We start from the raw sequence: 26,022 nt of genomic DNA on the forward strand, positions 1-26,022 counted from the left end.
GCGATTCCGGACAGTGAGGCCAGCTGTTCAGGAGGCCGCCAGCCACAGGTCCGGGCCGAACACCTCGTAGTGGATGTCCGCCGCCGGCACTCCCCTGGCGAGCAGCTGCTCACGCACCGCACGCATGAAGGGGAGCGGGCCGCACAGGTACGCCCGGGTGCCGGCGGGCAGTGCGACGGACGCCAGGTCCACCCGGCCGGCGCGGTCCTCGGCGGTGGCGTCCGCCTCGTACCAGAACAGTGCGCGGGCGTCGGCCAGCTTGGCCGTCAGCGCCCGGTGGTCCGAGCGCAGCGCGTGGTGGGCGGGGGAGCGGTCGGCGTGGACGACGGTGACCGGTGCGCCGTGCCCGGTGTCCGCCAGGTGCTCCAGCATCGACAGCATCGGGGTGCAGCCGATGCCGGCGGACGCGAGCAGCAGCGGCGCGGTGGTGTCGGTGAGGGCCAGGTCGCCGTAGGGGGCCGAGACCCGCAGCGTGTCGCCGGGGCGGACATGGGCGTGCAGGTGGTGGGAGACCTCGCCGTCGGGGCCGCCGGCGGCCGGGCCGTCGACCCGCTTGACGGTGATCGTGCGGACGGGGGAGCCGGGTGCGCTGGAGAGGCTGTACTGGCGGATCTGGCGGGCGCCGTCGGCGAGTTCGACCTGGACGGAGACGTACTGGCCGGGCTTGAAGTCCGGCGCCGGAGCGCCGTCCGCCGGGGTCAGGCGGAACGTGGCGCAGTCGGCGGTCTCCTCGGTGCGGCCGGTCACCGTCCACTCCCGCCAGACGTCGCCGGCGACGACCTGCCGCTCGGCGTGCAGCCGCTCCTCGATGGCGATGAGGGCGTTGGCCATCAGCCAGTAGACCTCGTCCCAGGCCTCGGCGACCTCGGGGGTCACCGCCTCGCCGAGGACCTCGGCGATCGCCGCGAAGAGGTGCTGGTGGACGAGGGGGTACTGCGCGCGCGTGACGCCGAGCGAGGCGTGCTTGTGGGCGATGCGGTTCAGCATCACGTCCGGGCGGGTGTCCGGGTGGCCGACCAGGTACGTCGCGAAGGCCGCGATGGAACCGGCCAGCGCCTGCTTCTGCAGGCCGGCGGCCTGGTTGCCGCGGTTGAAGAGGTCGCGCAGCAGCTCCGGGCGGGCGTCGAAGAGCTTGCGGTAGAAGAGGTCGGTGATGTCGCCTATCGCGGCCCCGACGGCGGGGAGGGTGGCGCGGACGGCAGCGGTCGACTTCTCGGACAGCATCGGTGCTCCTTGCGGGGGGGGATTGGGGCTCGGTGAGGGATGGTGGGGATAAGTGGTATCTGAGATGCGTATTAACGCGCGCGAGGGAGTCCCGCCGCAATGCGGACTTGCGTTCGAGGTGTCCCCCCGTGGTGGGGCCGGGTGGTCGGGGTGGTCGCCTGGTATCGGCCACCCGGTGCGGCCCGGTGTGGCCCAGGGGGCGGTCCGGTCTAGGGGGCGGGTCTCGCGGTGCCGGCCGCAGCGCCCGTGCCGCCCGAGATGCCGAGCAGCAGCGGTCCGGTCGGCGCGGCGACCAGGTCGCCGACGGTCAGCGGGTCCAGCGCCGCGAAGAAAGCTTCCTGCGCCCGGCGCAGGGCGCCGCGCAGGACGCACGCGGAGCGCAGCGGGCACGGCGTGGCGCCCTCGCACTCCACGACGTCGCCCGCTCCCTCCAGTTCGCGGACGACCCCGCCGACCGACGCGTCCCGTCCGGCGGCGGTGAGCGCCAGCCCGCCGCCGCGGCCGCGGCGCGCCTCGACCAGGCCGAGGTGCTGCAGCCGGGCGACCACCTTGGCCGTGTGCGTGTACGGGACCTGCATGGCCGCCGCGACGTCGCGGGTGGTGGGCAGGTCCGTCTCCTCGACGGCCAGGCGCATCAGGACGCGCAGGGCCAGGTCGGTGAATCGGGTGAGGCGCATGACCCCACCGTAGGGAAACTTGCATCTGATAGGCAAATTAACGCGCGGCGGCGGCCGTCCCGTGGCTGGAACAGGTGGGGCGCGCGGACCCGCGTGAGCAAGGGGTTGAACACCGGAGAGTGCCCACATGCGCCCCGAGTAGTCCCACTCATTTGTGTAATGGTCCCATCACGTAACGTCCTGACAGGCTGCGACCGACGTTCCATGGCGTGATCGAAAGGGAAAGACATGTCGGTCCAGGCAGGTTCCGAATCCGAGGCCCAGTCTCTGCCGCAGCGCAGTCTCGCGACCTCGGCCGCGCGGAACTTGGCAACCACCACCAAGTCCGCGCCGCAGATGCAGGAGATCACCTCCCGGTGGCTCCTGAAGATGCTGCCGTGGGTGTCGGTGCAGGGCGGCACGTACCGGGTGAACCGGCGGCTGAGCTACTCCGTCGGCGACGGGCGCGTGACGTTCATCAAGACCGGTGACCAGGTCCAGGTCATTCCCGCCGAGCTCGGCGAGCTGCCGCTGCTGCGCACGTACGAGGACCTGGACGTCCTGACCGAGCTCGCCCAGCGGTGCCGGCAGGTGGACTTCGAGGCCGGCCAGGAGCTCACCTCCTTCGGCAGCCGGGCCGACCAGGTCTTCCTCCTCGCCCACGGCCGTATCGACCAGGTCGGCCCCGGCCCGTACGGCGACGACGCGGTGCTGCGCACGGTCGCCGACGGCACGTACTTCGGCGAGGACAGCCTGCTCGACGAGGAGGCCATCTGGGAGTACACCGCCCGGGCCGCCACCTCCGGCACCGCGCTGGTGCTCTCCCGGCAGGACTTCCTCCTGCTCGCCGACCGGGTCGAGAGCCTGCGCGAGCACCTCGCGCACGTACGGGCCATGCCGGCCCAGCGCACCAACAAGTTCGGCGAGGCCGAGATCGACCTCTCCGCCGGCCATCACGGCGAGGCGGTCCTCCCCGGCACCTTCGTGGACTACGAGGCCAGGCCCCGCGAGTACGAGCTCTCGATTGCACAAACGGTCCTGCGCGTGCACACGCGCGTCGCGGACCTCTACAACCAGCCGATGAACCAGACCGAGCAGCAGTTGCGGCTCACGGTCGAGGCGCTGCGCGAGCGCCAAGAGCACGAGATGATCAACAACCGTGAGTTCGGCCTGCTCCACAACGCCGACTACGACCAGCGCATCCAGCCGCACGACGGCGTGCCCAGCCCCGACGACATGGACCAGCTGCTCAGCATGCGGCGCGGCTCCAAGCTCTTCCTCGCCCACCCCAAGGCCATCGCCGCCTTCGGCCGCGAGTGCAACAAGCGGGGCCTGTACCCGGAGACCGTGGACATCGGCGGGCACCGCATCCCGTCCTGGCGCGGGGTGCCGCTCTTCCCGTGCAACAAGATCCCGGTCAGCGACGCCCGCACCACCTCGATCCTGTGCATGCGTACGGGCGAGAGCGACCAGGGCGTGATCGGTCTGCACCAGCCCGGCATCCCGGACGAGATCGAGCCGAGCCTGTCGGTCCGCTTCATGGGCATCAGCGAGCAGGCGATCATCTCCTACCTGGTCACCGCCTACTTCTCCGCCGCCGTGCTGGTGCCGGACGCGCTCGGCGTGCTGGAGAACGTCGAGATCGGCCGCTGGCGCTGAGCGCGGTCACGACCGGTGAGGGACAGGAGGCCGCGGCCCTCCTGGAACGCACGAGAGAAACGGTCAACCCGGAGCTGCGCCGCACGGTCGAGAGCCTGCCCGGTCCGATGCGGCGCGTGGCGATGTACCACTTCGGCTGGGAGCACGCCGACGGCACGCCGGCCGCCGGCCAGACGGGCAAGGCCATCCGCCCCGCGCTGGTGCTCGCCGCGGCGCAGGCGCTGAACGGCACGGGGGAGGACGCGGTACGGGCGGCGGCCGCCGTGGAGCTGGCGCACAACTTCACCCTGCTCCACGACGACGTCATCGACGAGGACGCGCGGCGGCGCGGGCGGGCCACGGCGTGGACCGTGTTCGGGGTTCCCGACGCGGTCATCACCGGCGACGCCATGCTCGCCCTCGGGCTGCGGCTGCTGGCCGAGGATCCGCACCCGGCCGCCGCGGCGGCCTCGGCCCGGCTCACGGCCTGTGTGATCGAGCTGTGCGCGGGGCAGCAGGCGGACTGTGCGTTCGAGCAGCGCACGTACGTCCCGCTCGACGAGTGCCTGACCATGGCGACGGCCAAGACCGGTGCCCTGCTGGGGTGTTCGTGCGCGCTGGGCGCCCTGTACGCCGGGGCGGGCGCCGAGGAGGTCGAGGCGATGGACGCCTTCGGCCGGGAGGCGGGGCTGGCCTTCCAGCTGATCGACGACCTGATCGGCATCTGGGGCGACCCGGAGCACACCGGCAAGCCGGCCGGCGCCGATCTGCTCGCCCGCAAGAAGTCGCTGCCGGTCGTGGCCGCGCTCACCTCGGGCACGGGGGCGGGGGACGAACTGGCCGAGCTGTACGCCGGGCCCATGACCGGGGACGACGTGCGGCGGGCGGCGGACGCGGTGGAGCGGGCCGGCGGCCGCGACTGGGCGCAGGCCCACGCCGCGGACCGTATGGGGCGGGCGGTGCAGCACCTCTCCCGCGCGGTCCCGGACCCCGGGGCGGCGGGCGGACTGCTGGCGCTGGCGGAGTTCGTCACACGCCGCACGCGGTAGCGCCGCACGTGGTGGTGTCAGGTGCGGTGGCGCCGCACGCGGTGGCGTCCGGTGCGCCGTGCGCAAGGCCTGTTCCGGTACCGGTGTGTGCCGGAACAGGCCTTTCCGCATGTCCGGCCCAACTCTAGGATCGCTCACGGTCGTTGACACGTGAATGAAGAGACGGGTGAGGTCAATGGGATCCACGGCACTGGAGATACGCCGGGCGGAGCGGGCCGACCGGGACGCGGTGGCGCGCCTGCTCGACGAGGCCTTCCAGAACGACCCGGTGAGCAGCTGGGTCTTCCCCGACCCGGACCACCGGCGCGCGGTCCACGGCACCTTCCTCGGCGTCTTCGTGGACGTGGCCCTGGAGGAGGGCCGGATCGACTACGCCGCCGACGGCTCGGCGGCGGCCCTGTGGCTGCGCATCCCGGCCGGCGAGCCGGAGGGGGAGGACGACGTCCCGGCGCGGATGCGGGAGGCGGCCGACCCGGACAACGAGCGGTGCGAGCTGGTGGGCCGGCTCACGGGTGAGGTGCACCCGACCGCCGAGGAGCACGAGTACCTGCTGATGATCGCGGTCGCGCCCGGCCGGCAGGGGGAGGGGCTGGGTACGGAGCTGATGCGTCCGGTGCTGGAGGCCTGCGACCGGGACGGCGTGCCGGCGTACCTGGAGGCGAGCAGCGAGCGGAGCATGCGGCTGTACGAGCGGCTGGGCTGGGAGTTCACCGGGACGGCGGTACGGCTGCCGGAGGGTCCGCTGATGTGGCCCATGTGGCGCAAGCCGCGGGGGTGAGGGGCTGGGCGGGCCGGGAGGGATCCAGAGAAGGGGTTGTTGAAGTACTTCAAGTGTAGTACTTTGACCGTCGTGCTTCACTCGGCCGACCGTGCCGACCCGTTCCACACCTTCCGAAAGAGGACTCGCGCTTGCGCAAGCTCACGTACTTCGTCGCCACCTCCGTCGACGGCTTCATCGGCGGCCCCGACGGCGACGGCGACTTCATCAACGGCTACGTGGATCCGGAGTTCATCGACTTCCTCAAGACCGAGTACCCCGAGACCCTGCCCACGCACCTCCACGAGGCGTGGGGCGTGGACGTCTCCCGGGCCCGGCGCTTCGACGCGGTCGTCCAGGGCCGCGGCACCTACGACGTGGGCTACAAGCACGGCATCACCAACGCCTACGCCCACTTCTCCGAGCACTACGTCGTCACCCGCTCCCTGACCGTCTCGCCGGACCCGGCCGTCGAGCTGATCAGCGGCGACGTGGTGGCCGCGGTCCGCGCGCTCAAGCGGCGCGACGGGCTCGGCATCTGGCTGTGCGGCGGCGCGGACCTCGCCGGGCAGCTGGCCGAGGAGATCGACGAGTTCGTCGTCAAGACCTACCCGGTCTTCGCGGGCAGCGGCATGCCGATGTCCCGGGCGGGCTTCGGGGACCGGCCGCTGGAACTCACCGGCGTCCGCGGCTTCGGCGGCGGCCAGGTCGTCACGTCGTACGCGCGCAAGCGCTGACCGGCGGGGCGGCCGGGCGGCCCGGATCGCCGGATCGCCGGGGCGGCCGGATTGCCGGGGCGGCCGGGGCGCCGGGTGGGCGGAACGGGCCTACCGTGGACCTATGACCGGACACGAGCAGCACCACCCCCGGGGGACGGCCGCACCGCAGGCCGGGCACGAGAACATGGTGTGCCCGGTCTGCGGCCAGCCCGTCGGGACGGTGGTCTGGCGGCGCAAGGTGCTCGGGGCGTTCGTCCCCGCGTGGGGTCCGGGTCCCTGCCGGAACCCGGACTGCTCCGCCTTCGCGCCGGCGGAATCCTCGCGCGGCTAGCGCCCGGGCCGCGCCGGGGTGGCTAGTGCTGGGCGCCGGCGGCGACCAGGCCGTTGCGCCACAGCGTGTTGACGCGTGCCCGCTCCGCCGCGTTCGGCTGCGCGTTCTGGCAGGACGTGCCCGGCCCGCCGCCCGACATCAGCTCGCTGCACGGACCCGAGTAGTGGTCCGGCAGGCCGAGCACGTGGCCGGTCTCGTGGGCCGTCACGCGGGTGGAGTTGTACTGCTGGTTCTGCCGGTAGTCGAGGAAGATGTAGCCCCGGCCGTGGCCGTCGGTGCTGGCGTACGAACCGCGTGAGTCGTTGCCCTCGTAGTACGCGAAGCTCCCGCCGGAGGACACCTCCTGGAGTTTGACGTTGGAGACGGAGCTGTTCCAGATCTGGGTGGAGCGGGCTATCTGGGAACGGAAGCTGGGCGCGTTGCGGGTGTTGTAGGTGACGGTCACCGCGAGCGCGCCCGGGTTGGCGGCGCGCTGCTCGGCCACCGAGCGCTGGACGGCCTCGAAGAAGGCGCGGTTGGCGTCCGCGTTCTCCTGCGAGCCTTCGTACGCGGCGTAGGTCGCCGCGTTTCCGGCGGGGGCGGGTGCGGCGGTCGCGGACGGAACCGCCGCCAGGACGGCGGTGAGGGCGAGGCCGAAGACGGAGGCAAGCGCGGTCGTTCGGGGATGGCGCATGGGGGGCTCCTACTCGATCCGGTGCGGGGGGTGGGTGGTTCGGTACCGGAGTCTGGAGGAGCATCGGGGCCGGACGGATGATGTCAGCCATCGATAGCGCGAAGTTATCGCAAGGTTTCGGGCCGTCAACTTCGGTGAAAATGGCGGGAATCGGTGGGTCAATAGTGGCTGGTGCGGTCAGCCGGGGCCGCCCTACTCTCGGGTCATGGAGCTCGAGGTGAGGCACCTGCGCGCACTGTGCGCCATCGCCGACGCCGGCAGTCTGCACAAGGCGGCGCGGCAGCTCGGCGTGAGCCAGCCCTCCCTGACGACCCAGCTGCGCCGCATCGAACGGGCCCTGGACGGCGAGCTGTTCCTGCGCGAGCGCACCGGCTGCCGCCCCACTCCCTTCGGGCGCACCGTACTGGGCCGGGCCCGCCCCCTGGTCGCCGAGATGGCCGCACTGGTGGCCGAGGCGCGGGCACAGGCCCGCGGGCCGCGGCTGCGCATCGGGTCGACGGCCAGCCGCGCCCTGCCCGGCTGGTTGCGCCGGCTGCACCGTCGCCTGCCGGACACCGAGACCACGCTCGTCGTCGACGTGTCGGCCAACGCACTGCTGCGGATGGTCGCCGCCGGGCAGCTGGACGTGGCGTTCGTGCACGAGGTGGAGGGCTCACCGCTGCGGGTCCCGGCGGGGCTGGAGGTGCGCGTCCTGGTCGAGCGCGAGCCGCAGTTCGTCTCCATGTCCCGCGACCATCCGGCGGCCCGGCAGGCGGTGGTGTCCCTGCGCGACCTGGCCGCCGACCGCTGGACGGTGGACCCCTCGGTCGACGGCGAGTGGGACGGCCTGCGCCGGGTCCTCGCGGGCGCGGGCCTCGATCCGCCGCTGCTGCACGCCGACTACCACACAGCGGCGTCGCTGATCGTCTCGGGCGAGGCGGTGGCGCCGTGCCAGCCGACGTCCGGCCCGCGCGAGGACATGGCCATCCGGCCGCTGGCCGGGGATCCGCTGGCGGTACGGCTGCTGCTGGCGACGCTGCCGGGGGCGTACGCCGACGTGTACGCGGACCTGAGGGCGGCGTACCGGGAAGCGGCGCTGCGGACGGGGCCGTACCGGGCGTGGCTGCGGCGTACGGGCAGTCCGCTGCTGGAGGCGGCGTAACCCGGACCGCCGGGTTTCACGCGGGCCGCTCGCCGGGCTGCCCATTCGCGCACCGGGCCTCGCTGCGACCTTCGCGTTGTATCGCGACCTCGCTTGACTTCCCGCAGGCGCGATATATCGTGTTGTTCAGAAGACGCGATATGTTGCGAGGACGTACGAGGAGGACCAGCACCATGGCAGAGCAGTCGACCTGGTCGCTAGCCGGGCCCGAGAACCTCACCTTCGAGGAGCCGGTGGCGGACCTCCGCGTCCGCATCGTCGGCGGCACCGTCAACGTGGTCGGCTCCGAGGAGGGCCCGGTCCGGCTGGAGGTGACCGAGGTGGACGGGCCGCCGCTGCGCATCGTGCAGGAGGAGGGCGTCCTGACCATCTCCTACGAGGACCTCCCCTGGAACGGCTCCAACGGCTTCGTGAAGTGGCTGGAGGCCAAGCCCTGGAAGCAGTGGTCCGGTGGCGGCGGCCGCAAGGCCTGGGAGCGCAGCGCCGCGATCACGCTGACCGTGCCCGCCGCCACCCGCGTCCAGGTGGCCGCCGTCGGCGCCACCACCTTCGTCTCCGGCATCGCCGGCGGCACCGAGGTCGCGGGCGTGTCCGGCGACACCACGCTGGTCGGCCTGTCCGGCCAGGTCAGGGCGCACACCGTGTCCGGCGGCGTGGAGGCCCAGGCGGTCACCGGCGAGCTCGGCTTCCACTCCGTCTCCGGCGGGCTGACCGTCGTCGACGGTGCGGGCGTGCGCGTACGGGCGGACTCGGTCAGCGGGGACATGCTGCTCGACCTCGATCTGGACCCGGCGGCCGCGCGTCCGGTGGACATCGCGCTCAACTCCGTCTCCGGGCAGGTCGCGATCCGGCTGCCCCACCCGGCCGACGCCCGCGTCGAGGCCAACACCGCCACCGGCGGGATCGCCAACTCCTTCGAGGACCTGCGGGTCTCGGGCCAGCTGGGCGCCAAGCGGATCACCGGAACCCTGGGCGCCGGCACCGGCACCCTGCGGGCCACCACCATCTCCGGTGCCATCGCCCTGCTGCGCCGCCCGCAGGACGGGGACGCCGGCGCCCCCCTCTCGCTCGACAAGAAGGTGCTCTGACATGCCGCCCGTCTTCGCCCACGGCCGCCTCCGCCTGTACCTGCTGAAGCTGCTGGACGAGGCCCCTCGGCACGGGTACGAGGTGATCCGCCTGCTGGAGGAGCGGTTCCAGGGCCTGTACGCGCCGTCCGCCGGCACCGTCTACCCGCGCCTGGCCAAGCTGGAGGCCGAGGGCCTCGTCACGCATGCCAGTGAGGGCGGGCGCAAGGTCTACTCGATCACCGACGCGGGGCGGGCGGAGCTCGCCGACCGCGGGGGCGAACTCGCCGACCTGGAGCTGGAGATCCGCGACTCGGTCTCCGAACTCGCGGCGGAGATCCGCGACGACGTCCGGGGCGCCGCCGGTGACCTGCGGCGCGAGATGCGGGCGGCGGCCTCCGCCTCGCAGACGCACGTGGAGGACGAGTCCTGGCGGATCGCCAAGGAGGAACTGCGCCGGGCCAAGCAGGAGTGGAAGGAGCAGGCCCGCCGGGCGAAGGACGAGAGCCGGCGGGCGCGCGAGGAGGCGCAGGCGGCGCGAGCGCAGGCGAAGGAGGCCCAGGACCGGGCGCGGGAGGAAGTCCAGCGGATCGCGGGGCAGCTCCAGGACCAGTTCGCCCGGTCGGGCCTGTCGGACCTGACGGACAAGCTGGGCGCATGGCTGGGGGCCGCGGGCATGGGCGCCGCCACGGGCGCGGGCGCCGGTACGGCGGCACGGCCGGCCGCCGCCACCGACTGGGCGGCGGACGTACCGCGCGGCGAGAGTCCGGCGCGCGACCTGGACCGGCTGCTGGACCGCTTCCGCGACGAGGTCCGCGACGCGGCCCGCGACCACGGCGTCTCGGGTGCCCAGGTGGACGCGGCCCGGGACCGCCTCGCCGCCGCCTGCGCCGACCTGACCGCGATCCTGGGCACCTCGCGCTGAGCGGGGCCGCGGCGGCCCGGTGCCCTGGGCCCCGGTGAGCGTGCGGCGGTCCGGGACGACCCGGGCCCCGCGTGTCCGGCGGCCGGCGCACCGAGCCGTCCGGCGCCCTCGCGGTGACCACGGGCCGTTCCCGTGGGCGCGGGCCGAGGGGCTCTCCGGGCCGAGGCGCCGAACGGGTCCCCGGCGGGGCCGGGTGGCCAGCGGCCTCGGGGTGATCGCGGGGTGTTCGCGTGGGCGCGGGCCGAGGGGACTCCGGGTCGACGCGCCGGACCGGTTCCCGGCGGGGTCGGGGTGTCGGGTGGGTTTGCGGTGATCGTGGGGGCGTTCGCGTGGGTGCGGGCCGAAGGGGTCTCCGGGTCGACGCGCCGGACCGGTCCCCGGCGGGGCCGGGGTGGAGCGGCGGTCGGCTGTCGCCCGCCGGGCGGGGCTCGTGGGTGGCTCGCTTCCCCCGGGCCCCGTCCGTCGCGGATCCGCCGGGGGCGTGCGTCAGGCCGGGGTGGCCTCGGCGCCGGCGTACCTGACGCCCTGGTCCGCCAGGGCGTCCGCGGGGTGCCGTCAGGCCAGGGTGGCCTCGGCGTGGGCGTACGTGACGCCCTGGTCCGTCAGGACGTCGGCCGGGGCGCCCGGGTGGGCCAGTAGGGCCAGCAGCACGTGCGGCGCGCCGATGACGTTGTCCTTGCGGCCCAGCGCGATCCGCAGCGAACGCTCCAGGACCTGCTTGGCCCCCGTGCCGAACGGGACGTGCCCGCCGGACCTGGCGGCCGGCGGTCGGCCCAGCGCGGAGCGCAGCGAGGAGCCCAGCGTGCGCCGGGCCGGGCCGGCCGCCAGCGCGCCCACGCCGTGGGTCTCCTCCACCCGCGCGACGATCTCGCCGACGTCGATGCCCAGACCCGCCAGCGCCTCCTCGTCCGCCCTGGACAGCCCGCCCCGGCGCCGGGCCAGGGCCAGGCCCTCGGTCACGGCGGTCCGGTCCACGCCCAGCGGGTCCAGCACGCCCCGCGCGAGCAGCGCCAGCAGGAGGTGCTCCTCGGTGACGTACGCCGCGTCCAGCCGCCGCGCCTCCTCGACCGCGCCGTGCACCACGTCCCGGGCGCCGGCGGAGAACCGCTCGAACATCACAGCCTCCCGTACTTCTTGTGCACGGCCTGCCGGCTGACGCCCAGCTCCGCCGCGATCTCCTGCCAGGACCACCCCTGCGCGCGGGCGCTGCGCACCTGTACGGCCTCCAGCTGCTCCAGCAGCCTTCGCAGGGCCGCCACGGCGCGCAGGCCCACGCGCGGGTCGCCGTCACCGGCCCGCTCGGCCAGATCCGTTGCTTCCGTCATGTCTGTCAATCTAGGTTGACGAAAAGAAGGGTGTCAACCCTGATTGACGGCGGAGTGGGGGAGCGGGCTGTCAGACCGTCAGGACCACCTTCCCGAACAGGTCTCCCCTCGCGAGCTTCTCGAAGCCCTCCCGCGCCCGGTCCAGCGGCAGGGTCTCGTCGATCACCGGCCGGACCCCCGTCGCCGCGCAGAACGCCAGCAGGTCCTCCAGCTCGTCCTTCGAGCCCATCGTCGACCCGACGACCTTCAGCTCCAGGAAGAAGATCCGGGTCAGCTCCGCGTGCGCGGGCCGGTCGCCGCTCGTGGCGCCCGAGATCACCAGCGTGCCGCCCGGCCGCAGCGACTTGACCGAGTGCGACCAGGTGGCGGCGCCCACGGTCTCGATCACCGCGTCCACCCGCTGCGGCAGCCGTGCCCCCGGCTCGAACGCCTCGGCCGCGCCCAGCTCCACCGCCCGCTTGCGCTTGGCCTCGTCCCGGGAGGTCGCGAAGACCCGCAGGCCGGCCGCCTTGCCCAGCACGATGGCGGCGGTCGCGACACCGCCGCCGGCACCCTGGACCAGGACGGAGTCGCCCGGCCGTACACCGGCGTTGGTGAAGAGCATCCGGTACGCCGTCAGCCACGCGGTCGGCAGGCAGGCGGCGTCCTCGAAGGACAGCCCGGCCGGCTTGCGCAGCACGTTCCACGCCGGGACGCTCACCTGCTCGGCGAAGGTCCCCTGGTAACGCTCGGTCAGGATGGACCGGGGCTCGTCCGGGCCCACCCCGTGCCCGGTGGCGCCGATCACGGAGTGCAGGACGACCTCGTTGCCCTCCTGGTCGATCCCGGCGGCGTCGCAGCCGAGGATCATGGGCAGCTTGTCCTCGGCCAGGCCCACCCCGCGCAGCGACCAGAGGTCGTGGTGGTTCAGGGAGGCGGCCTTGACGTTCACGGTCACCCAGCCGGGGCGGGCCTCGGGGGCCGGGCGCTCGCCCAGCTCAAGGCCGCTCAGCGGCTGGTCACGGTCGATACGGGCGGCATAGGCAGCGAACATGCCGCGACGCTACCGCCCGGTAAGGCGGCGGTTCCAGACCTTCCGGCCCCTCCAGGGGTGAGTTCTTCGTCGCAGTGCGGCGCCCTGGTGCGGTGCTCCCGCCTCCGTACGCGAGAAGGCCCGGACGGGGATCCGTCCGGGCCTCCTGGCGGCAAGCGGTGTTACGGGCGGCGCGCCACGCCGTCCGCGCGGGCCGCGGCGGCGACCGCCGCGGTGACCGCCTCGGCCACGCGCTCGTCGAAGGGCGACGGGATCACGTAGTCGGCGGCGAGCTCGTCACCCACGACGCCGGCGATGGCGTCGGCGGCGGCGATCTTCATGTTCTCGGTGATCCGGGAGGCGTGCACCTTGAAGGCGCCCGCGAAGATGCCCGGGAACGCGAGCACGTTGTTGATCTGGTTCGGGAAGTCCGAGCGGCCCGTGGCCACGACCGCCGCGTACTTGTGCGCGACGTCGGGGTGGACCTCCGGGTTCGGGTTGGCCATGGCGAAGACGAAGGCGTCCTTCGCCATCGAGGCCACCGCCTCCTCCGGCACCGTGCCGCCGGAGACGCCGATGAACACGTCGGCGCCCGCCAGGGCCTGCTCCAGGGAGCCGGTCAGGCCGGTCTTGTTGGTCAGGCCCGCGATCTCCGCCTTGACGTCCGTCAGGTCGGAGCGGTCCGCGGAGACGACGCCCTTGCGGTCGGTGACGCAGACGTCGCCGATGCCCGCGTCCACCAGGATCTTGGCGATGGCGATGCCCGCCGCGCCGGCGCCCGAGATCACGGCACGCAGGTCCGCGAGGGTACGGCCGGTCAGCTTCGCCGCGTTGCGCAGGGCCGCCAGGGTGACGACGGCGGTGCCGTGCTGGTCGTCGTGGAAGATCGGGATGTCCAGCGCCTCCTGGAGGCGCCGCTCGATCTCGAAGCAGCGCGGGGCGGAGATGTCCTCCAGGTTCACCCCGCCGAAGGACGGAGCGAGACGGATGACCGTCTCGATGATCTCCTCCGTGTCCTTGGTGGCGAGCGCGATCGGCACCGCGTCCACACCACCGAACTGCTTGAAGAGGATGGCCTTGCCCTCCATCACGGGGAGGGAGGCCTCCGGGCCGATGTCACCGAGTCCGAGCACGGCCGTGCCGTCGGTGACGACGGCGACGACGTTGGACTTCCAGGTGTAGTCGTTGACCAGGTCCGGGTTCTCGGCGATGGCGCTGCACACCTTCGCCACGCCCGGCGTGTACGCCAGGGACAGGTCGTCCTTGTTCCGGACCGGAACGGTGGCCTGCACGGCCATCTTGCCGCCCCGGTGCAGCGCGAACGCCGCATCCGGGTTGTTGTCCGTCGCGCTGTCGCTGCGAGGATTGACGATCTCCGCTGCCACTTGATGTGACCCCTTAAGTCTTTGATTCATTGAGGGTGGCCACCTCCTGGTTAAGGGGTGGGCGGGCACCGCGTCCGTGCTCCGCGTCGGCGGTTGGCCCGCCTCCGCGAAGGGGAGGTTCGTACGCGCGGGCGCGCCGCACACGCGCCCTGAGCCCCGGATGAGGGGTGTAAGGATCTGTTCTACCCGAAGAACGCTCACCCAGACGAGTCGATTCCTACTCGACCGGCTGCCCCTTGTCCCGGTTTTGGCGAAAAGTCCAAACCTTGCTGTCCAATACGCGAGACGCGCCGAGGGCCGACCGGAGGAATTAGCGCCGAAGCCCCTGGTCACAGCAGTTTCTTCGGTCTCGAACGGGGCCACCCGCAGGCATGTTGGGCATCCCGGACCGCCCGTTATCCGATTTTGACCTGACGGGCACCCTGAATACGGCAATCCGAATGGCAAGATGCGTCAATCACACAAGGTCGTGACACTCGAAGGTGCGTGCTCGACCACTATCGGACGCTTTTCCACCCCTGTCGGAGGAACCAGCTCATGACCGCTAGCACCACCCGTCGTACGACCGCCGCCCGGTCCCGGATCGCCGCGGTCGGCGCCATCGCGGTTGCCGGCGCCCTCGTCCTCACCGGTTGTGGCGACCAGACCGACAAGGGCTCCTCGACCCCCTCGGGTGCCGCGAACAGCAGCGCTCCGCTCTTCTCCAAGCTCCCGAAGAAGATCCAGGACGCCGGTGTGATCAAGGTCGGCACGGACGCGACGTACGCGCCGATGGAGTTCACCGAGGGCGGCAAGATCGTCGGCGTGGACCCGGACGTCGCGGCGGCCCTGGAGAAGCAGCTCGGCGTCACGTTCAAGTTCGAGTCGGGCACCTTCGACACGCTGATCAGCAGCATGCAGACGGGCCGGAGCGACATGGTCATGTCGTCCCTGACCGACACCAAGGCCCGTCAGGACGGCCTGGACGACAAGGGCGCCAAGACCGGTGCCGGTGTCGACTTCGTCGACTACTACTCCTCCTCCACCGCCATCCTGGTCAAGAAGGGCAACCCGGAGGGCATCAAGACCCTCGACGACCTGTGCGGCAAGAAGGTGGCCGTCCAGCGCGGCACCACCTACGAGACGTCCGCCAAGACCCAGGCCGAGAAGTGCAAGACGGACGGCAAGGGCGAGCTCACCATCGAGTCCTTCCCGACCGACGCCGAGGCCCAGACCCGCGTCAAGGCCGGCGGCGCCGTCGCCGACCTGAACGACGCCCCGGTCGCCGCGCACATCGCGAAGACGGCGGGCGGCGGCAACGACTTCGAGGCCGTCGTCACCACGAGCGAGCCCGGCCTGTTCGGCATCGCCGTCGACAAGAAGAGCACCGACCTGCGCGACGCGCTCAAGGCGGCCATGGACGCCATCATCAAGGACGGCACCTACAAGGCCGCCCTGGACAAGTGGGGCGCGGGCTCCGGCGCCGTGACCGAGGCCAAGATCAACGCCGGTTCCTGACCCCCGGGTTCCACCGCAGCACTGAAGGGCAGTCACTGTGACTGACAAGCTCGACAAGGTCCCGGGCCCGGCGGACACCCCGCCGGCCGGGGCCGTCCCCCCCGAGGCCATCCGCGCCATCCCGGTCCGCCACTGGGGCCGCTGGGTCAGCGGCATCGTGGTCGTGGCCCTGGCCGCCGCGCTCGTGTACGCCTTCTCCCAGGGCAACGTGCGCTGGGCGACCGTGCCGGAGAAGCTGTTCGATCCCACCATCGTCACCGGCATGCTGAAGACGGTGTGGATCAGCGTCGCCTCGATGGCCCTGGGTCTCGTGCTCGGCGTGGTCTTCGCCGTCATGAGGCTCTCGAAGAACCCGGTGACCAGCACCATCGCCTGGTTCTACATCTGGTTCTTCCGGGGGACCCCGGTCTACGTCCAGCTCCTCATCTGGTTCAACCTCGCCCTGATCTTCCCGATCCTGAACCTCGGGTTCTACAAGGACGAGATGACCCAGGTCATGACGCCGTTCCTGGCCGCCCTGCTGGGCCTGGGCCTGAACGAGGGCGCGTACATGGCGGAGATCGTCCGCGCGGGCATCCAGTCCGTCGACGAGGGCCAGACCGAGGCCGCGCACGCGCTGGGCATGAAGCAGACGCAGACCATGCGCCGCGTGATCCTGCCGCAGGCGATGCGCGTGATCGTGCCGCCGACCGGCAACGAGTTCATCAACATGCTCAAGACCTCCTCGCTGGTGATCGCCGTCCAGTACGCCGACCTGCTGCGCGCCGCGCAGGACATCGCCTCGACCTCGTTCGCGGTGATGGAGATGTTCTTCGTCGCCTCGATCTGGTACCTCGCGCTGACCAGCGTCTTCTCGGTCGGCCAGTACTACCTGGAGCGCCGCTACGCCCGCGGCGCGCTGCGTACCCTGCCGCCCACCCCGCTGCAGAAGATCAAGGCGAACCTCTCCCGCTTCTCGAACCGCAAGGCGGTGGCCTGATGACTGCCATGGTGAAGGCCGAGGGCGTCCACAAGTCCTACGGCGCGGCGCACATCCTCAAGGGGATCGACCTGGAGGTCGCCCCGCGTGAGGTCTTCTGCCTGGTCGGCCCGTCCGGCTCCGGCAAGTCGACCTTCCTGCGGTGCATCAACCACCTGGAGCAGATCAACGCCGGCCGGCTGTACGTCGACGGGAACCTCGTCGGCTACCGCCAGAAGGGCGACAAGCTCTACGAGCTCAAGGCCAGCGAGGTCGCGGCGCAGCGCAAGGACATCGGCATGGTGTTCCAGCGCTTCAACCTCTTCCCGCACATGACCGCCATCGAGAACGTGATGGAAGCGCCGGTCATGGTCAAGGGCGAGTCCAAGGCGGTGGCCCGCGAGCGGGCCATGCGGCTGCTGGACCGGGTCGGTCTGGGCGACAAGGGCGGGAACTTCCCCTCCCAGCTCTCCGGCGGCCAGCAGCAGCGCGTGGCGATCGCCCGTGCGCTGGCCATGGAGCCGAAGCTGATGCTCTTCGACGAGCCCACCTCGGCGCTGGACCCGGAGCTGGTCGGTGACGTCCTGGACGTCATGCGGGACCTGGCCGAGTCGGGCATGACCATGATCGTGGTGACCCACGAGATGGGCTTCGCCCGCGAGGTCGGCGACAACCTGGTCTTCATGGACGGCGGTGTCGTGGTCGAGTCCGGCCACCCGCGCGACGTCCTGACCAACCCGCAGCACGACCGGACCAAGGCGTTCCTGTCCAAGGTGCTGTAGTGCGGTGAACCGCGCGTGACGCGTGCGAAGGGGCGGTACGGAAGATCCCGTACCGCCCCTTCGGCGTACCCGCCCCGCGCCTGCGTCAGGGGATCGCTGTCTCGCAGCACGGCAGCCCGCTCACCGCTCAGAGCTCTCGAACGACACCCGTACTCGTGGCATCCGGGAACCGCTCGGGCGCGTGGTCCGTAATACTTCCCGTACCGCATGCCAGATCCAGCACGCGCCGCGTCGTTCGCCGTACCGGTCATCGCGCACCCGCCGTACGTAATACCCTCGAAGACGAATCAGCCGTTACCTGATCCCGCAGCTGTAAGGATTACAAGTGGAACTGGCCCATTACTCGGACTATGCCGTGCGCCTGGTCAACACCGAGGAGCCGGCCCGCAACAAGGACACGCTCACGTCCGTGGACGCCGTCCGCGCCCTCTTCGGCGCCAGCGCGCAGATGGCCCGCCGGGTCACCGACGCCGACGTCACCCGCTTCCGCAACGTGCGGGGCCGGCTGCGTTCCGTCTTCGAGGCCGCCGACTCCGGCGACCACGTGCTCGCGGTCGACCTGCTGAACTCCCTGCTCATGGAGTTCCCCGTCAGCCCGCAGATCTCCGGCCACGACTACCTCGACGACGAGGGCCGGCCCAACTGGCACATGCACCTGGCCGACCACCCCTCCAACGCCACGGCCGGGTACGCCGCCATCGCCTCCATGGGCCTGGCCTTCCACCTCACCGAGCTGGGCGCCGACCGGCTGGGCCTGTGCCAGGCGCCGCCGTGCCGCAACGCCTTCCTCGACACCTCCACCAACCGCTCGCGCCGCTACTGCTCCGACCGCTGCGCCACCCGGGCGAACGTCGCCGCCTACCGGGCCCGCAAGCGGCTGGAGGCCTCGGGGTCCGGCCGCAGCACGCGCAGCGCGGAGGCCGCCCAGGAGGCGCGCGCCCTGACGGACCGCTGATCGGGTCTGCGCGGCCGGTACCGCAGCCGGGCGACGGCCAGGACCAGCTCGTCCGGCACCGTCCCGTAGTCCTCGCTGTCGCCCGTGGCGTTGAAGCCGTTGTCGCCCAGCACCCACCAGCCGCCGGGCCGCCGCTCGGCGGCGCGCTTGACCACGACCAGGTCCTGCTGGAGCGGGTGGCGCAGCAGGACGACGTCACCCGGACGCACGGGCGCGCCGTACCGGACGAACAGCCGGTCGCCCTCGTACAGCGTCGGGACCATCGACGGCCCGTACACCTCCACCACCACGAACGGCACGCGCAGCCGCATCCCGCCACCTCCTGATCCCGTCACGTGCGTTCCGTACGTTCGCGCACGCCGCCCGACCCGACCCTGGACTTTTGTCCTAAGCCCATGGGGGCGCTCGCGAAATCCGCTTTCTCACGGAGTAATCTCCCCCTTGAGAAGACGATCACGAGGAGGACAGGCTCAATGCTTTCCCGCCTTTTCGCCCCCAAGGCGAAGGTCAGTGCCCACTGCGACCTGCCGTGCGGCGTGTACGACCCTGCCCAGGCCCGCATCGAGGCCGAGTCGGTCAAGGCCGTCCAGGAGAAGTACCAGGCCAACGAGGACGCGGACTTCCGCGCCCGCGCCATCACCATCAAGGAGCAGCGCGCCGAGCTCGCCAAGCACCACGTCTCGGTGCTGTGGAGCGACTACTTCAAGCCCCCGCACTTCGAGAAGTACCCCCAGCTCCACACCCTGGTCAACGACACCCTCAAGGCCCTCTCGGCCGCCAAGGCGTCGAACGACCCGGCGACCGGCCAGAAGGCCCTGGAGCTCATCGCCGAGATCGACCGCATCTTCTGGGAGACCAAGGCGGCCTGACGCCACCGTCGTCCCGCACCGCACCCGGTCCGCCCGGCGCCCATAAGGCGCCCTGGGCGGGCCGGGTGCGGTGTTTCCCGCTCCCTGGTCCGCGTCAGTCCTCGTCAGTCCTCGTCAGTCTTCGTCAGTCCTCGTCTTCGTCCTCGTCGTCGAGGCGCGCCAGCCACGTGGCCAGCCGCTCGACCGGGACCTCGAAGTCCGGGTTGAGGTCCACGAAGGTGCGGAGCTGCTCGGCGAGCCACTCGAAAGTGATCTCCTCCTCGCCGCGCCGCTTCTCCAGCTCCTCGATGCCGCGATCGGTGAAGTACAAGACAGGCTCCGTAGGTCATGGGTGATTCCAGGCCAGGATAAGCCGGGCGGCTCCCGGACCTCGCCCGCCGCTGGGCCCGGCGCTAGCCTTGACTGACTCAACACGTGGGGCACAGGGGCCGGTTGGGGGTCGGGGGATGGCGGACGGGCGCACGGGCGGGGCCGCGCGCGCCTACGAGCTCCTGGAACCCCTCGTCCTGGCGGCCACCGTACGCGTCCACGCGCCCCCGGACGGGTATGCAGACCCTGGGACCGGCCGCACCTGGGGGAGCGGTTTCTTCATCGCCCCCGGCTGGGTCCTCACGTGTGCGCACGTGGTGGGTGAAGGGGGTGCTGGGGTGCGCTTGGCGGGCCGCGAAGTCGGCATCACCTTCTCCTCCGGGGACGACGGCGCCACCGGCACCGTCGCCGGCCGCGTGGAGTGCGTCCTGCCCGAGAGCCTGGACCGGCGCCGGCCCGGCGGGCGCGGGCGCGGGCTGTGGGAACTGCCCGACCTGGCCCTGATCCGGGTCCTCGCCCCCGTCTCGCACGCCTGCGTGTGGCTCACCGACCGGGCCAGGGCGCCGCGCTTCGAGGAGGTCGCCTACTTCGGCTGCACCGAGGACCTCGGCATCCCCGAGATCACCGGCCGCACCACCCGGCTGCGCGGCGCCGCCGGGGCCGGGGCCGCCATCCGGCTCGGCGCCGACGACGAGATCGTGCCCGGCATGTCCGGCGGGCCGGTGGTCGACCTCGCCCGCGGCGAGGTCGTCGGCGTGGTCAAGGCACGGCGGCAGGAGGGCGGCGGCGGCCTGGCGGTCTCCGTCGTCCAGCTGCGCACCCTGCCGATGGCCGCCCGTACCCAGATCGGCCTCTACCGGCGCGTCATGCAGGCCCACGACCTGCACCACTACGACCAGCACCTCAGCGACGTCGACAGCCGCCGCACCTGGACCGACATCCACGGCGAACTGCCCGCGGGCGAGCTGTACGGCACCCGCCGCCGGCTCACCCCCGGCGAGCGCACCACCCTGTGCGGGCTGCTGGCCGAGCTGCCCGCACCCGGCTCCTCCGAGACCGTACGCCGCCTGGTCGAGGCCGCCCGCGGCGAGGAACCCGACACCACCGCCCCCGCCCCGCTGACGTGGCGCGACGGCCTCGGCCTGCTCTACGACCCGCCGGGCGGGGTCAGCGAGGCCGCCGCCATGCTGCGCTACGCCACCGACGTGAGCGTCGCCGACCACCGCGAGCCGCCCGCGCCCGGCGCCGACGAGGAACTGTGGGACTGGGTACGGGCCACCGCCGAGCGGCTCTGGCGGCCGCTGCGCCGGGAGCTGGGCGAGCGCCACGACAAGGGGCTGGCCGCCCGCGACCGGCGACGGCGGGCCGGCGCCGGCCGGGTGGTGCTCGGCCCGGCCCGGGCCCCCGAGGCGCTGCCCACCGGGCCCTCCGCGCTGCTGGAGATCTGGGCGCACGGCTGGGAGGACGTCTACGACTGGCGGGTCTCGGTCCTCCTCGGCCCCGACCGCCCCGAAGAGGCCACCCCGGTCGACGCCGGGGTCCGGGCCACCCGGGCCGCCCTGCCCGCGACGTTACGGGCCCCGCTCGCCGAGGCGTTCCGCCGCTGCGACTCGCTGGAGGCGGCGGCCCTCCTCGAAGTCGCCGTCGAGCCCGAACTGTTCACCCTCGACGTCGACGCCTGGGCGGCCGGCGGCGAGGTGCCGCTGGGCGTGCAGCGCCCCGTCGTCTTCCGCCACCCGGCCGGGGCGCCGCCGCCCACCGAGGCCGAGGCCCACCGGGCCGCCGACCGCTGGGCCCGGGTGATGGCCGGGCCGCTGCTGGACGAGCGGGCGGACTGCTCGCGCGGGCGGCCGCGCAGCCCGTCGTACGCCTGGCTGGACAGCCTGCCCGACAACACCGTCCCCGTGCACTGCCGGCGGGCCGACCGCGATCCGGCGCTGGGCTCGCTGCACGCCGCCCAGCGCGCCGGGTACGGGGTGGTGCTGTGCCGGCGGCCGCCGCCCGGCGAGCTGTCCTGCGCCGCCTTCCACCGCGGGCTGCGCGAGGAACTCGCCGAGGCCGGCCGGGGCGGACTGCTGCCGCTGCGCCTGCAGTCGCTGCGCGGCCGGGTCCACGGCCGCGACCCGGACGCCTACTGGTCGGCCGGGCTGGGGCTGGTCTGGTCCGACCCCGCCCGCCCGCTGCCGTACGACGAGCCGCTCCAGGGGGACCTGTGACCGGCACCCCACCCGTGACGGGGGCGACGCGCCGCCCCGCGTACGCCGGACCCGCCGAAGACCGCGCCGGAAGGCGAACCGGACGAGGGAGACCCCGATGAACGAGGAGTGGCTCATCTACCGGGGCGTCGGCGAGCCCCACGACGGGATCGACGCCCTGCCGCCCGCCCCGCCCTGGCGGGACTTCGACGGCGGACCGCCCGTGGAGCCCGGCCCGGTCGCCACCGCCCCCGACAGTGCCGCCGCCCGCCGGCTCGGCGCGCACCGGCACGCCGCCGAACTGCACCGGCCGGAGCCGGAGGAACTGGAGGCCATCAACGCGGCCCTGTACCTGCGGCGGCCGCTGCTGGTCACCGGCTACCCCGGAACGGGCAAGTCCACCCTCGCCCACGCCGTCGCCCACGAGCTCGGGCTCGGCCGCGTACTGCGCTGGCCGGTGGTCTCCCGCACGGTGCTCCAGGAGGGCCTCTACCGCTACGACGCCATCGCCCGCCTCCAGGACGTACAGATCGCGGCCGGCGGCGGCGCGGCCGCGGGCGGGGCGCCCGGGATCGGGAAGTACATCCGGCTCGGGCCGCTGGGCACGGCCCTGCTGCCCACCGAGCGGCCCCGGGTGCTGCTCATCGACGAGCTCGACAAGAGCGACATAGACCTGCCCAACGACCTGCTGAACGTCCTGGAGGAGGGCGAGTACGCGCTGCCCGAGCTGGAGCGGGTCGCCGACCGCGAGCCCGAGGTGCAGGTGCTCACCGACGACGGCGCCAAGGTCACCGTCCGCGACGGCCGGGTGCGCTGCCGGGCCTTCCCGTTCATCATCCTCACCAGCAACGGCGAACGGGACTTCCCCGCCGCCCTGCTGCGCCGCTGCATCCAGCTCAAACTCGGCCAGCCCGGCGAGAAGCGGCTCGCGACGATGGTCAAGGCACACCTGGGGGAGGAGGCGGCCCAGCTCGGCGCCGACCTGATCCGGGAGTTCCTGACCCGCTCGCAGACCGAACTCGTCGCCGCCGACCAGCTGCTCAACGCCATCTACCTCACCCACTACGCGGCGCCGCCCACCCGGGAGGACCTGGCCGACCTGCTCATCCAGCGCCTCGACCGTTCGAGGTGAGGGGCCGTGTCCACGCCCGCCCCCGGAGCCGGCCGGGAGCCGGACCCGGCGCCCGGCCCACCGCCGGACCCCGCCCCCGGCATCCGTGAGCTGGCCGCCGCGCTGCGGGCGGCCGGACTCGACCCGTCCGCCGAGGAACTGGCCGACGCCCTCTGGCTGGCCGGCCACGCGCACACCGCCGCCGCCCGCGGCGCGGCCGGCCCGCCGTCCGCCCCGCCCGGGACCGGCCCGCGGCGTGACACCCCCGCACGGGAGAGCGGCCGGCCCGGCGGGCGGCGGCCCGCGGCCCCGGAGCCCCCGCCGGCCGCCGAGGAGCCGCTGAGCCTGTATGTGCCCGGCCGCCCCGGCACCCACCCCGACCCCGAACCCGACCTGCCCAGCGGCACCGCGGTGCCCGTACGGGTGCCGGCCGCCGCCGCGCTGCCGCGCATCCTGGAGATCCAGCGGGCCCTGCGCGCCCTCCAGCGGCACCGCCCGCCCGCCCCGCCCGCCCGCGTCGTGCTCGACGAGGACGCCACCGCCGAGGCCAGCGCCCGCGCCCTGGGCCTGGCCGTCCCGGTCCTGCGGGCCGAGACCCGCCGCGAGGCCACCATGCGTCTGGTGATGGACGCCTCCCCCTCGATGGCCGTGTGGCAGGACATGTTCGAGGAACTGCGCGGCGTGTGCGAGCGGCTCGGCGCCTTCCGCGACGTCCAGGTGCACCACCTGCACCGGCTGCCCGACGGCACCCCCGCGGTCGGCCGCGGCCCCCGCCCGGAGCAGGGGCTGCGCTCCGGCGACCAGCTGCGCGACCCCACCGGCCGGGTGCTGACCATGGTCGTCAGCGACTGCGCCGGCCCGCTGTGGCGCGAGGGCGCGGCCCAGCGGCTGCTGTACCGGTGGGCCCAGTGCACGCCCTGCGTGGTCGTCCAGCCGCTCCCGCAGCGGCTGTGGGCGCGCAGCTGGCTGCCCACCGAACGCGGCACCCTGGCCCGGGTCGAGGGCGGCGGCGGACGGCTGCGCTTCGGCCCCGACCGGCCGCCGCGCGCCGGGCGCCCCACCGGCGGCCTCACCGTGCCGGTCCTGCCGCCCAGCGCCACCGCGCTCGGCGCCTGGGCCCGGCTGGTGGCCGGGCTGGGCACCGGACCGGTGCCCGCCGAGGTCGGCCGGGTGCTCGCCGACCATCCCGCGGCGCCGCTGCCGCCGCCGCGGGCCGTACGCCCGCCGCGCGAACTGGTGCGCCGCTTCCGCTCCTCGGCCTCGCCGCGCGCCGTACAGCTGGCGGTCTACCTGTCGGCGACCCCGCTGACCCTGCCCGTCATGCGGCTGGTGCAGCGCACGATGCTGCCCGACTCGGAGCCCTCGGACCTGGCGGAGGTCCTGCTGAGCGGGCTGCTGCGGCGCGCCTCGGAGGACTGGTTCACGTTCGCGCCCGGGGTGCAGGACGTGCTGCTGGGGCCGCTGGGGCGGGACGAGGCCGCCCTCGTCCTCAAGCACTGCTCCGAATACGTCCTCCAGCACTTCGGGCGCGGCGTCCGCAACTTCCCGGCGCTGGCCGTCTCCCAGCTCACCGGCGCCCCGCTGCCCGCGGCCACCGTCCCCGAGACCGACGAGCAGGACCCGGCGGCCGCCCGGTTGCCGGCCGCCCGGCTCCCGCAGGCGTTCGCGCAGGTCTCGGCCAAGGTCGTACGGCGCTACCTGCCCGGCCCGCCCGGCTCCGCGGACGCCGCCGAGGAGACGGGAGCTGCGCCCCCCGCCCCCTCCCGGGCCTGGGCGGTGCGCACCGCGCGGGCCCGGGTCGCGGCCCACGACCGGGACGGGGACACGCGCCCCCTGCACGAGGCGGTGGCCGTGCTGCGCCGCGCGGCCGGCGCCCCGCCCGGACCGGGCGACACCCCGGGCGAGGCCGAGTTCGAGCTCGCCGGGACCCTGCTGCGGCTGTGGGCGCTGCAGCGCGACCCGGAACTCCTCGCCGAGGCCGAACGCACGGTCCGGGCCGTGGCCCACCTGCCCGGCATGGTCCGGGCCCGCGCCGTGCTCGGCCGGGTGCTCTACGAGCGGGCCCGGGACCCCGCCGCCGAGGACGTCGAGGAGCTGCTGGCCGCCGCCGACCGGGAGTTCGCGGCCGTGGCCGCCGTACCGGACCTGGAGCGCGAGCTGCGCCTGGACTGCGCGGTCCGCAGGGCCCGCACCCTGACCCGGCTGAGCGAGCTGCGCGACGACCCGGCGCCCCTGCGCGAGGCGCTGGCCGCCCTGGAGGCCACCGACCGGGGCGAACGCGAGCGGGGCGGCAAACCGGACGCCGCCCTGCACCTGGCCCTGGGCCGGGTGCTGCTGGCCCTCACCGACCGGGCCGCCGGCCCCGAGCAGCGGCTGCCGCTGGCCGAACGGGCCGCCGCCCGGCTGGAGACGGGGCTGGCGGCGCTGCTGCGCGCCCGGCCGGGGACCACCCCGGCGCGGACCCCGGCAGGTACGGGTACGAGTACGGATCCGGACCGGGACGGGGACCAGAGCGACCGGCTGGAGCGGGCCCGGGCCCGGCTGGACCTGGCGGCCGCCCTGCGCCACCTCCCCGAACGGCTGGACGAGGCCCCCGGCCAGCTGGCCCTCGCCCTGGAGGAGGCCGCCGGGGAACCGGAACTGCGGCTGGCCGGCCTGGTCTGCCTGGCCCGCGTGCACCGGGCCCGCTACGCCCGCGACCGGAACCCGGCGGCGCTGGAGGAGTCGGCGGAGGCGTACGCGCGGGCCCGGCGGCTGATCCCGCGCGACGCGGAGGCGTACGGGGAGCTGCTGCCCGAGTGGGGCGACGTGCTGCTGGACCGGGCCCGGGCGGCGGACGGCCGGCGCTTCACCTCGGCCGCGGTGCGGGTGCTGCGCGACAGCCGGGCCGCCGTCCCGCAGACCGACCCGCGCGCAGGCCGGCGGCTGCTGCGGCTGGCCGTGGGACTGCGGCTGCGGTACGCGTACGAGGGCGATCTGGTGGACCTGCGGGAGGCGGAGTACCTGCTGGAACTGGCCGTCCGGCACAGCCGCTGCCCGCTGGAGCAGGCCCGCGCCTGGCGCGAGCACGGCGACGTCCAGCAGGAGATCCACGCCGCCACCCGGGCACCGGACCGGCTGGACCGGGCCGCGGACTCCTACCGGCGGGCGTGGCGGGCCGCGCTGGCCGCCGAGCGCGAGGACCGCCGGGACACCGCGCTGGGCCTCGCGGCGCGGGTCCAGGAGCTGCGCGGCGAAGTCCTCGAACGCCTGGCCAGGCCCCGCGCGGCCCTCGACGCCTACCGGGCCGCCCTCGACCTGTGGGCCCGGCTGCCCGGTCCCGACCCGGTCCGGCGCGACGCGGTCCGGGCCCGCATCGAGGCCCTGGAGGCGGGCCTCTGAACGGCCGCCACGACAGCCGGCGCCGCCGTTTCCCGTCCGCGGGCGCCGGGAAAGGGGAGGGGA

At 73.6% G+C, this 26,022-nt stretch carries 25 protein-coding genes and 1 pseudogene; 16 read left to right on the forward strand and 10 right to left on the reverse strand.

Translation table 11 applies throughout. The features are described 5' to 3' along the window. Positions 1 to 27: 27 nt before the first annotated feature. Positions 28 to 1,224, reverse strand: coding sequence for a globin domain-containing protein (locus tag ACZ6KO_RS17065; RefSeq protein WP_469304745.1), 1,197 nt, complete (start codon positions 1,222 to 1,224; stop codon positions 28 to 30). A gap of 209 nt (positions 1,225 to 1,433) precedes the next feature. Continuing rightward, positions 1,434 to 1,901, reverse strand: a complete 468-nt coding sequence (locus ACZ6KO_RS17070; RefSeq protein ID WP_469304746.1) for an RrF2 family transcriptional regulator — start codon at positions 1,899 to 1,901, stop codon at positions 1,434 to 1,436. Positions 1,902 to 2,129: 228 nt separating this feature from the next. Between ACZ6KO_RS17070 and ACZ6KO_RS17075 the strand changes: the two genes are divergently transcribed. The 5 genes from ACZ6KO_RS17075 to ACZ6KO_RS17095 all read left to right on the forward strand — a co-directional run bounded on the left by ACZ6KO_RS17075 (position 2,130) and on the right by ACZ6KO_RS17095 (position 6,374). Continuing rightward, positions 2,130 to 3,539 carry a family 2B encapsulin nanocompartment shell protein gene (locus ACZ6KO_RS17075; protein WP_469304747.1) on the forward strand — a complete coding sequence of 470 codons (1,410 nt, stop codon included), beginning with the start codon at positions 2,130 to 2,132 and terminating at the stop codon, positions 3,537 to 3,539. After that, on the forward strand, positions 3,530 to 4,567 hold the full coding sequence (locus ACZ6KO_RS17080; RefSeq protein ID WP_469305001.1) for a family 2 encapsulin nanocompartment cargo protein polyprenyl transferase: 1,038 nt from the start codon (positions 3,530 to 3,532) through the stop codon (positions 4,565 to 4,567). The genes ACZ6KO_RS17075 and ACZ6KO_RS17080 overlap by 10 nt, the downstream gene beginning before the upstream one ends. Before the next feature lie 175 nt (positions 4,568 to 4,742). After that, positions 4,743 to 5,345 carry a GNAT family N-acetyltransferase gene (locus tag ACZ6KO_RS17085; RefSeq protein ID WP_469304748.1) on the forward strand — a complete coding sequence of 201 codons (603 nt, stop codon included), beginning with the start codon at positions 4,743 to 4,745 and terminating at the stop codon, positions 5,343 to 5,345. A 131-nt stretch (positions 5,346 to 5,476) separates the two neighbouring features. Further along, the gene (locus ACZ6KO_RS17090; protein WP_469304749.1) at positions 5,477 to 6,061 is read left to right on the forward strand and encodes a dihydrofolate reductase family protein; all 585 of its coding nucleotides are present in this window, start codon (positions 5,477 to 5,479) and stop codon (positions 6,059 to 6,061) included. A 103-nt stretch (positions 6,062 to 6,164) separates the two neighbouring features. Continuing rightward, positions 6,165 to 6,374 carry a hypothetical protein gene (locus ACZ6KO_RS17095; RefSeq protein WP_469304750.1) on the forward strand — a complete coding sequence of 70 codons (210 nt, stop codon included), beginning with the start codon at positions 6,165 to 6,167 and terminating at the stop codon, positions 6,372 to 6,374. Positions 6,375 to 6,396: 22 nt separating this feature from the next. Here ACZ6KO_RS17095 and snpA read toward each other — a convergent pair whose 3' ends face one another. Beyond that, a complete protein-coding gene (gene snpA, locus ACZ6KO_RS17100; RefSeq protein WP_469304751.1) occupies positions 6,397 to 7,047 on the reverse strand; it encodes a snapalysin in 651 nt (216 codons plus the stop codon). 205 nt (positions 7,048 to 7,252) lie between these two features. Here snpA and ACZ6KO_RS17105 point away from each other — a divergent pair, with 205 nt between their 5' ends. The 3 genes from ACZ6KO_RS17105 to ACZ6KO_RS17115 all read left to right on the forward strand — a co-directional run bounded on the left by ACZ6KO_RS17105 (position 7,253) and on the right by ACZ6KO_RS17115 (position 10,180). Next, positions 7,253 to 8,188, forward strand: coding sequence for a LysR family transcriptional regulator (locus tag ACZ6KO_RS17105; RefSeq protein ID WP_401454259.1), 936 nt, complete (start codon positions 7,253 to 7,255; stop codon positions 8,186 to 8,188). 173 nt (positions 8,189 to 8,361) lie between these two features. Beyond that, positions 8,362 to 9,276: a DUF4097 family beta strand repeat-containing protein gene (locus ACZ6KO_RS17110; RefSeq protein WP_469304752.1), complete on the forward strand. Its 915-nt coding sequence runs from the start codon at positions 8,362 to 8,364 to the stop codon at positions 9,274 to 9,276. A gap of 1 nt (position 9,277) precedes the next feature. Beyond that, complete coding sequence (locus tag ACZ6KO_RS17115; RefSeq protein WP_469304753.1) at positions 9,278 to 10,180, forward strand: PadR family transcriptional regulator; 903 nt, start codon at positions 9,278 to 9,280, stop codon at positions 10,178 to 10,180. 555 nt (positions 10,181 to 10,735) lie between these two features. Here ACZ6KO_RS17115 and ACZ6KO_RS17120 read toward each other — a convergent pair. The 4 genes from ACZ6KO_RS17120 to ACZ6KO_RS17135 form a co-directional block, all read right to left on the reverse strand. Beyond that, positions 10,736 to 11,296 (reverse strand): Clp protease N-terminal domain-containing protein, encoded by a 561-nt coding sequence (locus ACZ6KO_RS17120; RefSeq protein ID WP_469304754.1) that lies wholly within the window; start codon positions 11,294 to 11,296, stop codon positions 10,736 to 10,738. After that, complete coding sequence (locus ACZ6KO_RS17125; RefSeq protein ID WP_398561681.1) at positions 11,296 to 11,505, reverse strand: helix-turn-helix domain-containing protein; 210 nt, start codon at positions 11,503 to 11,505, stop codon at positions 11,296 to 11,298. Before ACZ6KO_RS17125 ends, ACZ6KO_RS17120 begins: the two co-directional genes overlap by 1 nt. A gap of 70 nt (positions 11,506 to 11,575) precedes the next feature. Continuing rightward, complete coding sequence (locus tag ACZ6KO_RS17130; RefSeq protein WP_469304755.1) at positions 11,576 to 12,538, reverse strand: zinc-binding dehydrogenase; 963 nt, start codon at positions 12,536 to 12,538, stop codon at positions 11,576 to 11,578. A gap of 161 nt (positions 12,539 to 12,699) precedes the next feature. After that, positions 12,700 to 13,902: an NAD(P)-dependent malic enzyme gene (locus tag ACZ6KO_RS17135; RefSeq protein WP_469304756.1), complete on the reverse strand. Its 1,203-nt coding sequence runs from the start codon at positions 13,900 to 13,902 to the stop codon at positions 12,700 to 12,702. Positions 13,903 to 14,439: 537 nt separating this feature from the next. On the opposite strand from ACZ6KO_RS17135, the gene ACZ6KO_RS17140 reads away from it, so the two are divergent. Genes ACZ6KO_RS17140 through ACZ6KO_RS17150 form a run of 3 tightly spaced genes read left to right on the forward strand, consistent with a single transcriptional unit; the run spans position 14,440 to position 17,139 of the window. Then, the gene (locus ACZ6KO_RS17140) at positions 14,440 to 15,399 is read left to right on the forward strand and encodes an ABC transporter substrate-binding protein (protein WP_469304757.1); all 960 of its coding nucleotides are present in this window, start codon (positions 14,440 to 14,442) and stop codon (positions 15,397 to 15,399) included. 37 nt (positions 15,400 to 15,436) lie between these two features. Continuing rightward, positions 15,437 to 16,378 carry an amino acid ABC transporter permease gene (locus ACZ6KO_RS17145; protein WP_401454248.1) on the forward strand — a complete coding sequence of 314 codons (942 nt, stop codon included), beginning with the start codon at positions 15,437 to 15,439 and terminating at the stop codon, positions 16,376 to 16,378. Beyond that, entirely contained in the window at positions 16,378 to 17,139 is a 762-nt protein-coding gene (locus ACZ6KO_RS17150; RefSeq protein ID WP_401454247.1) for an amino acid ABC transporter ATP-binding protein, read from the forward strand. The genes ACZ6KO_RS17145 and ACZ6KO_RS17150 overlap by 1 nt, the downstream gene beginning before the upstream one ends. A gap of 142 nt (positions 17,140 to 17,281) precedes the next feature. On the opposite strand, the pseudogene ACZ6KO_RS17155 reads toward ACZ6KO_RS17150, so the two are convergent. Beyond that, positions 17,282 to 17,365, reverse strand: a pseudogene (locus tag ACZ6KO_RS17155) (SAM-dependent methyltransferase); the annotation flags it as partial. Positions 17,366 to 17,464: 99 nt separating this feature from the next. Between ACZ6KO_RS17155 and ACZ6KO_RS17160 the strand changes: the two are divergent. Beyond that, complete coding sequence (locus tag ACZ6KO_RS17160; RefSeq protein ID WP_469304758.1) at positions 17,465 to 18,094, forward strand: CGNR zinc finger domain-containing protein; 630 nt, start codon at positions 17,465 to 17,467, stop codon at positions 18,092 to 18,094. Here the strand turns inward: ACZ6KO_RS17160 and sodX are convergent. After that, the gene (gene sodX, locus ACZ6KO_RS17165) at positions 17,998 to 18,405 is read right to left on the reverse strand and encodes a nickel-type superoxide dismutase maturation protease (RefSeq protein ID WP_469305002.1); all 408 of its coding nucleotides are present in this window, start codon (positions 18,403 to 18,405) and stop codon (positions 17,998 to 18,000) included. The two genes, ACZ6KO_RS17160 and sodX, sit on opposite strands and share 97 nt — an antisense overlap. A 162-nt stretch (positions 18,406 to 18,567) precedes the next feature. On the opposite strand from sodX, the gene sodN reads away from it, so the two are divergent. Further along, positions 18,568 to 18,963: a superoxide dismutase, Ni gene (gene sodN, locus ACZ6KO_RS17170; protein ID WP_008741558.1), complete on the forward strand. Its 396-nt coding sequence runs from the start codon at positions 18,568 to 18,570 to the stop codon at positions 18,961 to 18,963. Between the two features lie 124 nt (positions 18,964 to 19,087). On the opposite strand, the gene ACZ6KO_RS17175 is transcribed toward sodN, so the two are convergent. Further along, positions 19,088 to 19,273, reverse strand: a complete 186-nt coding sequence (locus tag ACZ6KO_RS17175) for a DUF6104 family protein (protein WP_469304759.1) — start codon at positions 19,271 to 19,273, stop codon at positions 19,088 to 19,090. A 136-nt stretch (positions 19,274 to 19,409) separates the two neighbouring features. On the opposite strand from ACZ6KO_RS17175, the gene ACZ6KO_RS17180 reads away from it, so the two are divergent. From ACZ6KO_RS17180 to ACZ6KO_RS17190, 3 genes are all read left to right on the forward strand, one after another. After that, positions 19,410 to 21,488: a VMAP-C domain-containing protein gene (locus tag ACZ6KO_RS17180; RefSeq protein ID WP_469304760.1), complete on the forward strand. Its 2,079-nt coding sequence runs from the start codon at positions 19,410 to 19,412 to the stop codon at positions 21,486 to 21,488. 97 nt (positions 21,489 to 21,585) lie between these two features. Then, a complete protein-coding gene (locus tag ACZ6KO_RS17185) occupies positions 21,586 to 22,599 on the forward strand; it encodes an AAA family ATPase (RefSeq protein ID WP_469304761.1) in 1,014 nt (337 codons plus the stop codon). Between the two features lie 6 nt (positions 22,600 to 22,605). Next, positions 22,606 to 25,959, forward strand: coding sequence for an SAV_2336 N-terminal domain-related protein (locus tag ACZ6KO_RS17190; RefSeq protein ID WP_469304762.1), 3,354 nt, complete (start codon positions 22,606 to 22,608; stop codon positions 25,957 to 25,959). Positions 25,960 to 26,022: the final 63 nt, after the last annotated feature.

It is taken from the genome of Streptomyces sp. NPDC042102 (assembly GCF_055582305.1).

Bases quoted from the DNA above. Each gene is read 5' to 3' on its own strand.
- ACZ6KO_RS17180 (WP_469304760.1), top strand. From the start codon at position 19,410: ATGGCGGACGGGCGCACGGGCGGGGCCGCGCGCGCCTACGAGCTCCTG.
- ACZ6KO_RS17065 (WP_469304745.1), bottom strand. From the start codon at position 1,224: ATGCTGTCCGAGAAGTCGACCGCTGCCGTCCGCGCCACCCTCCCCGCC.
- ACZ6KO_RS17140 (WP_469304757.1), top strand. From the start codon at position 14,440: ATGACCGCTAGCACCACCCGTCGTACGACCGCCGCCCGGTCCCGGATC.
- ACZ6KO_RS17105 (WP_401454259.1), top strand. From the start codon at position 7,253: ATGGAGCTCGAGGTGAGGCACCTGCGCGCACTGTGCGCCATCGCCGAC.
- ACZ6KO_RS17185 (WP_469304761.1), top strand. From the start codon at position 21,586: ATGAACGAGGAGTGGCTCATCTACCGGGGCGTCGGCGAGCCCCACGAC.
- sodX (WP_469305002.1), bottom strand. From the start codon at position 18,405: ATGCGGCTGCGCGTGCCGTTCGTGGTGGTGGAGGTGTACGGGCCGTCG.
- ACZ6KO_RS17125 (WP_398561681.1), bottom strand. From the start codon at position 11,505: ATGACGGAAGCAACGGATCTGGCCGAGCGGGCCGGTGACGGCGACCCG.
- snpA (WP_469304751.1), bottom strand. From the start codon at position 7,047: ATGCGCCATCCCCGAACGACCGCGCTTGCCTCCGTCTTCGGCCTCGCC.
- ACZ6KO_RS17075 (WP_469304747.1), top strand. From the start codon at position 2,130: ATGTCGGTCCAGGCAGGTTCCGAATCCGAGGCCCAGTCTCTGCCGCAG.
- ACZ6KO_RS17150 (WP_401454247.1), top strand. From the start codon at position 16,378: ATGACTGCCATGGTGAAGGCCGAGGGCGTCCACAAGTCCTACGGCGCG.
- ACZ6KO_RS17115 (WP_469304753.1), top strand. From the start codon at position 9,278: ATGCCGCCCGTCTTCGCCCACGGCCGCCTCCGCCTGTACCTGCTGAAG.
- ACZ6KO_RS17120 (WP_469304754.1), bottom strand. From the start codon at position 11,296: ATGTTCGAGCGGTTCTCCGCCGGCGCCCGGGACGTGGTGCACGGCGCG.
- ACZ6KO_RS17085 (WP_469304748.1), top strand. From the start codon at position 4,743: ATGGGATCCACGGCACTGGAGATACGCCGGGCGGAGCGGGCCGACCGG.
- ACZ6KO_RS17130 (WP_469304755.1), bottom strand. From the start codon at position 12,538: ATGTTCGCTGCCTATGCCGCCCGTATCGACCGTGACCAGCCGCTGAGC.
- sodN (WP_008741558.1), top strand. From the start codon at position 18,568: ATGCTTTCCCGCCTTTTCGCCCCCAAGGCGAAGGTCAGTGCCCACTGC.
- ACZ6KO_RS17110 (WP_469304752.1), top strand. From the start codon at position 8,362: ATGGCAGAGCAGTCGACCTGGTCGCTAGCCGGGCCCGAGAACCTCACC.
- ACZ6KO_RS17095 (WP_469304750.1), top strand. From the start codon at position 6,165: ATGACCGGACACGAGCAGCACCACCCCCGGGGGACGGCCGCACCGCAG.
- ACZ6KO_RS17070 (WP_469304746.1), bottom strand. From the start codon at position 1,901: ATGCGCCTCACCCGATTCACCGACCTGGCCCTGCGCGTCCTGATGCGC.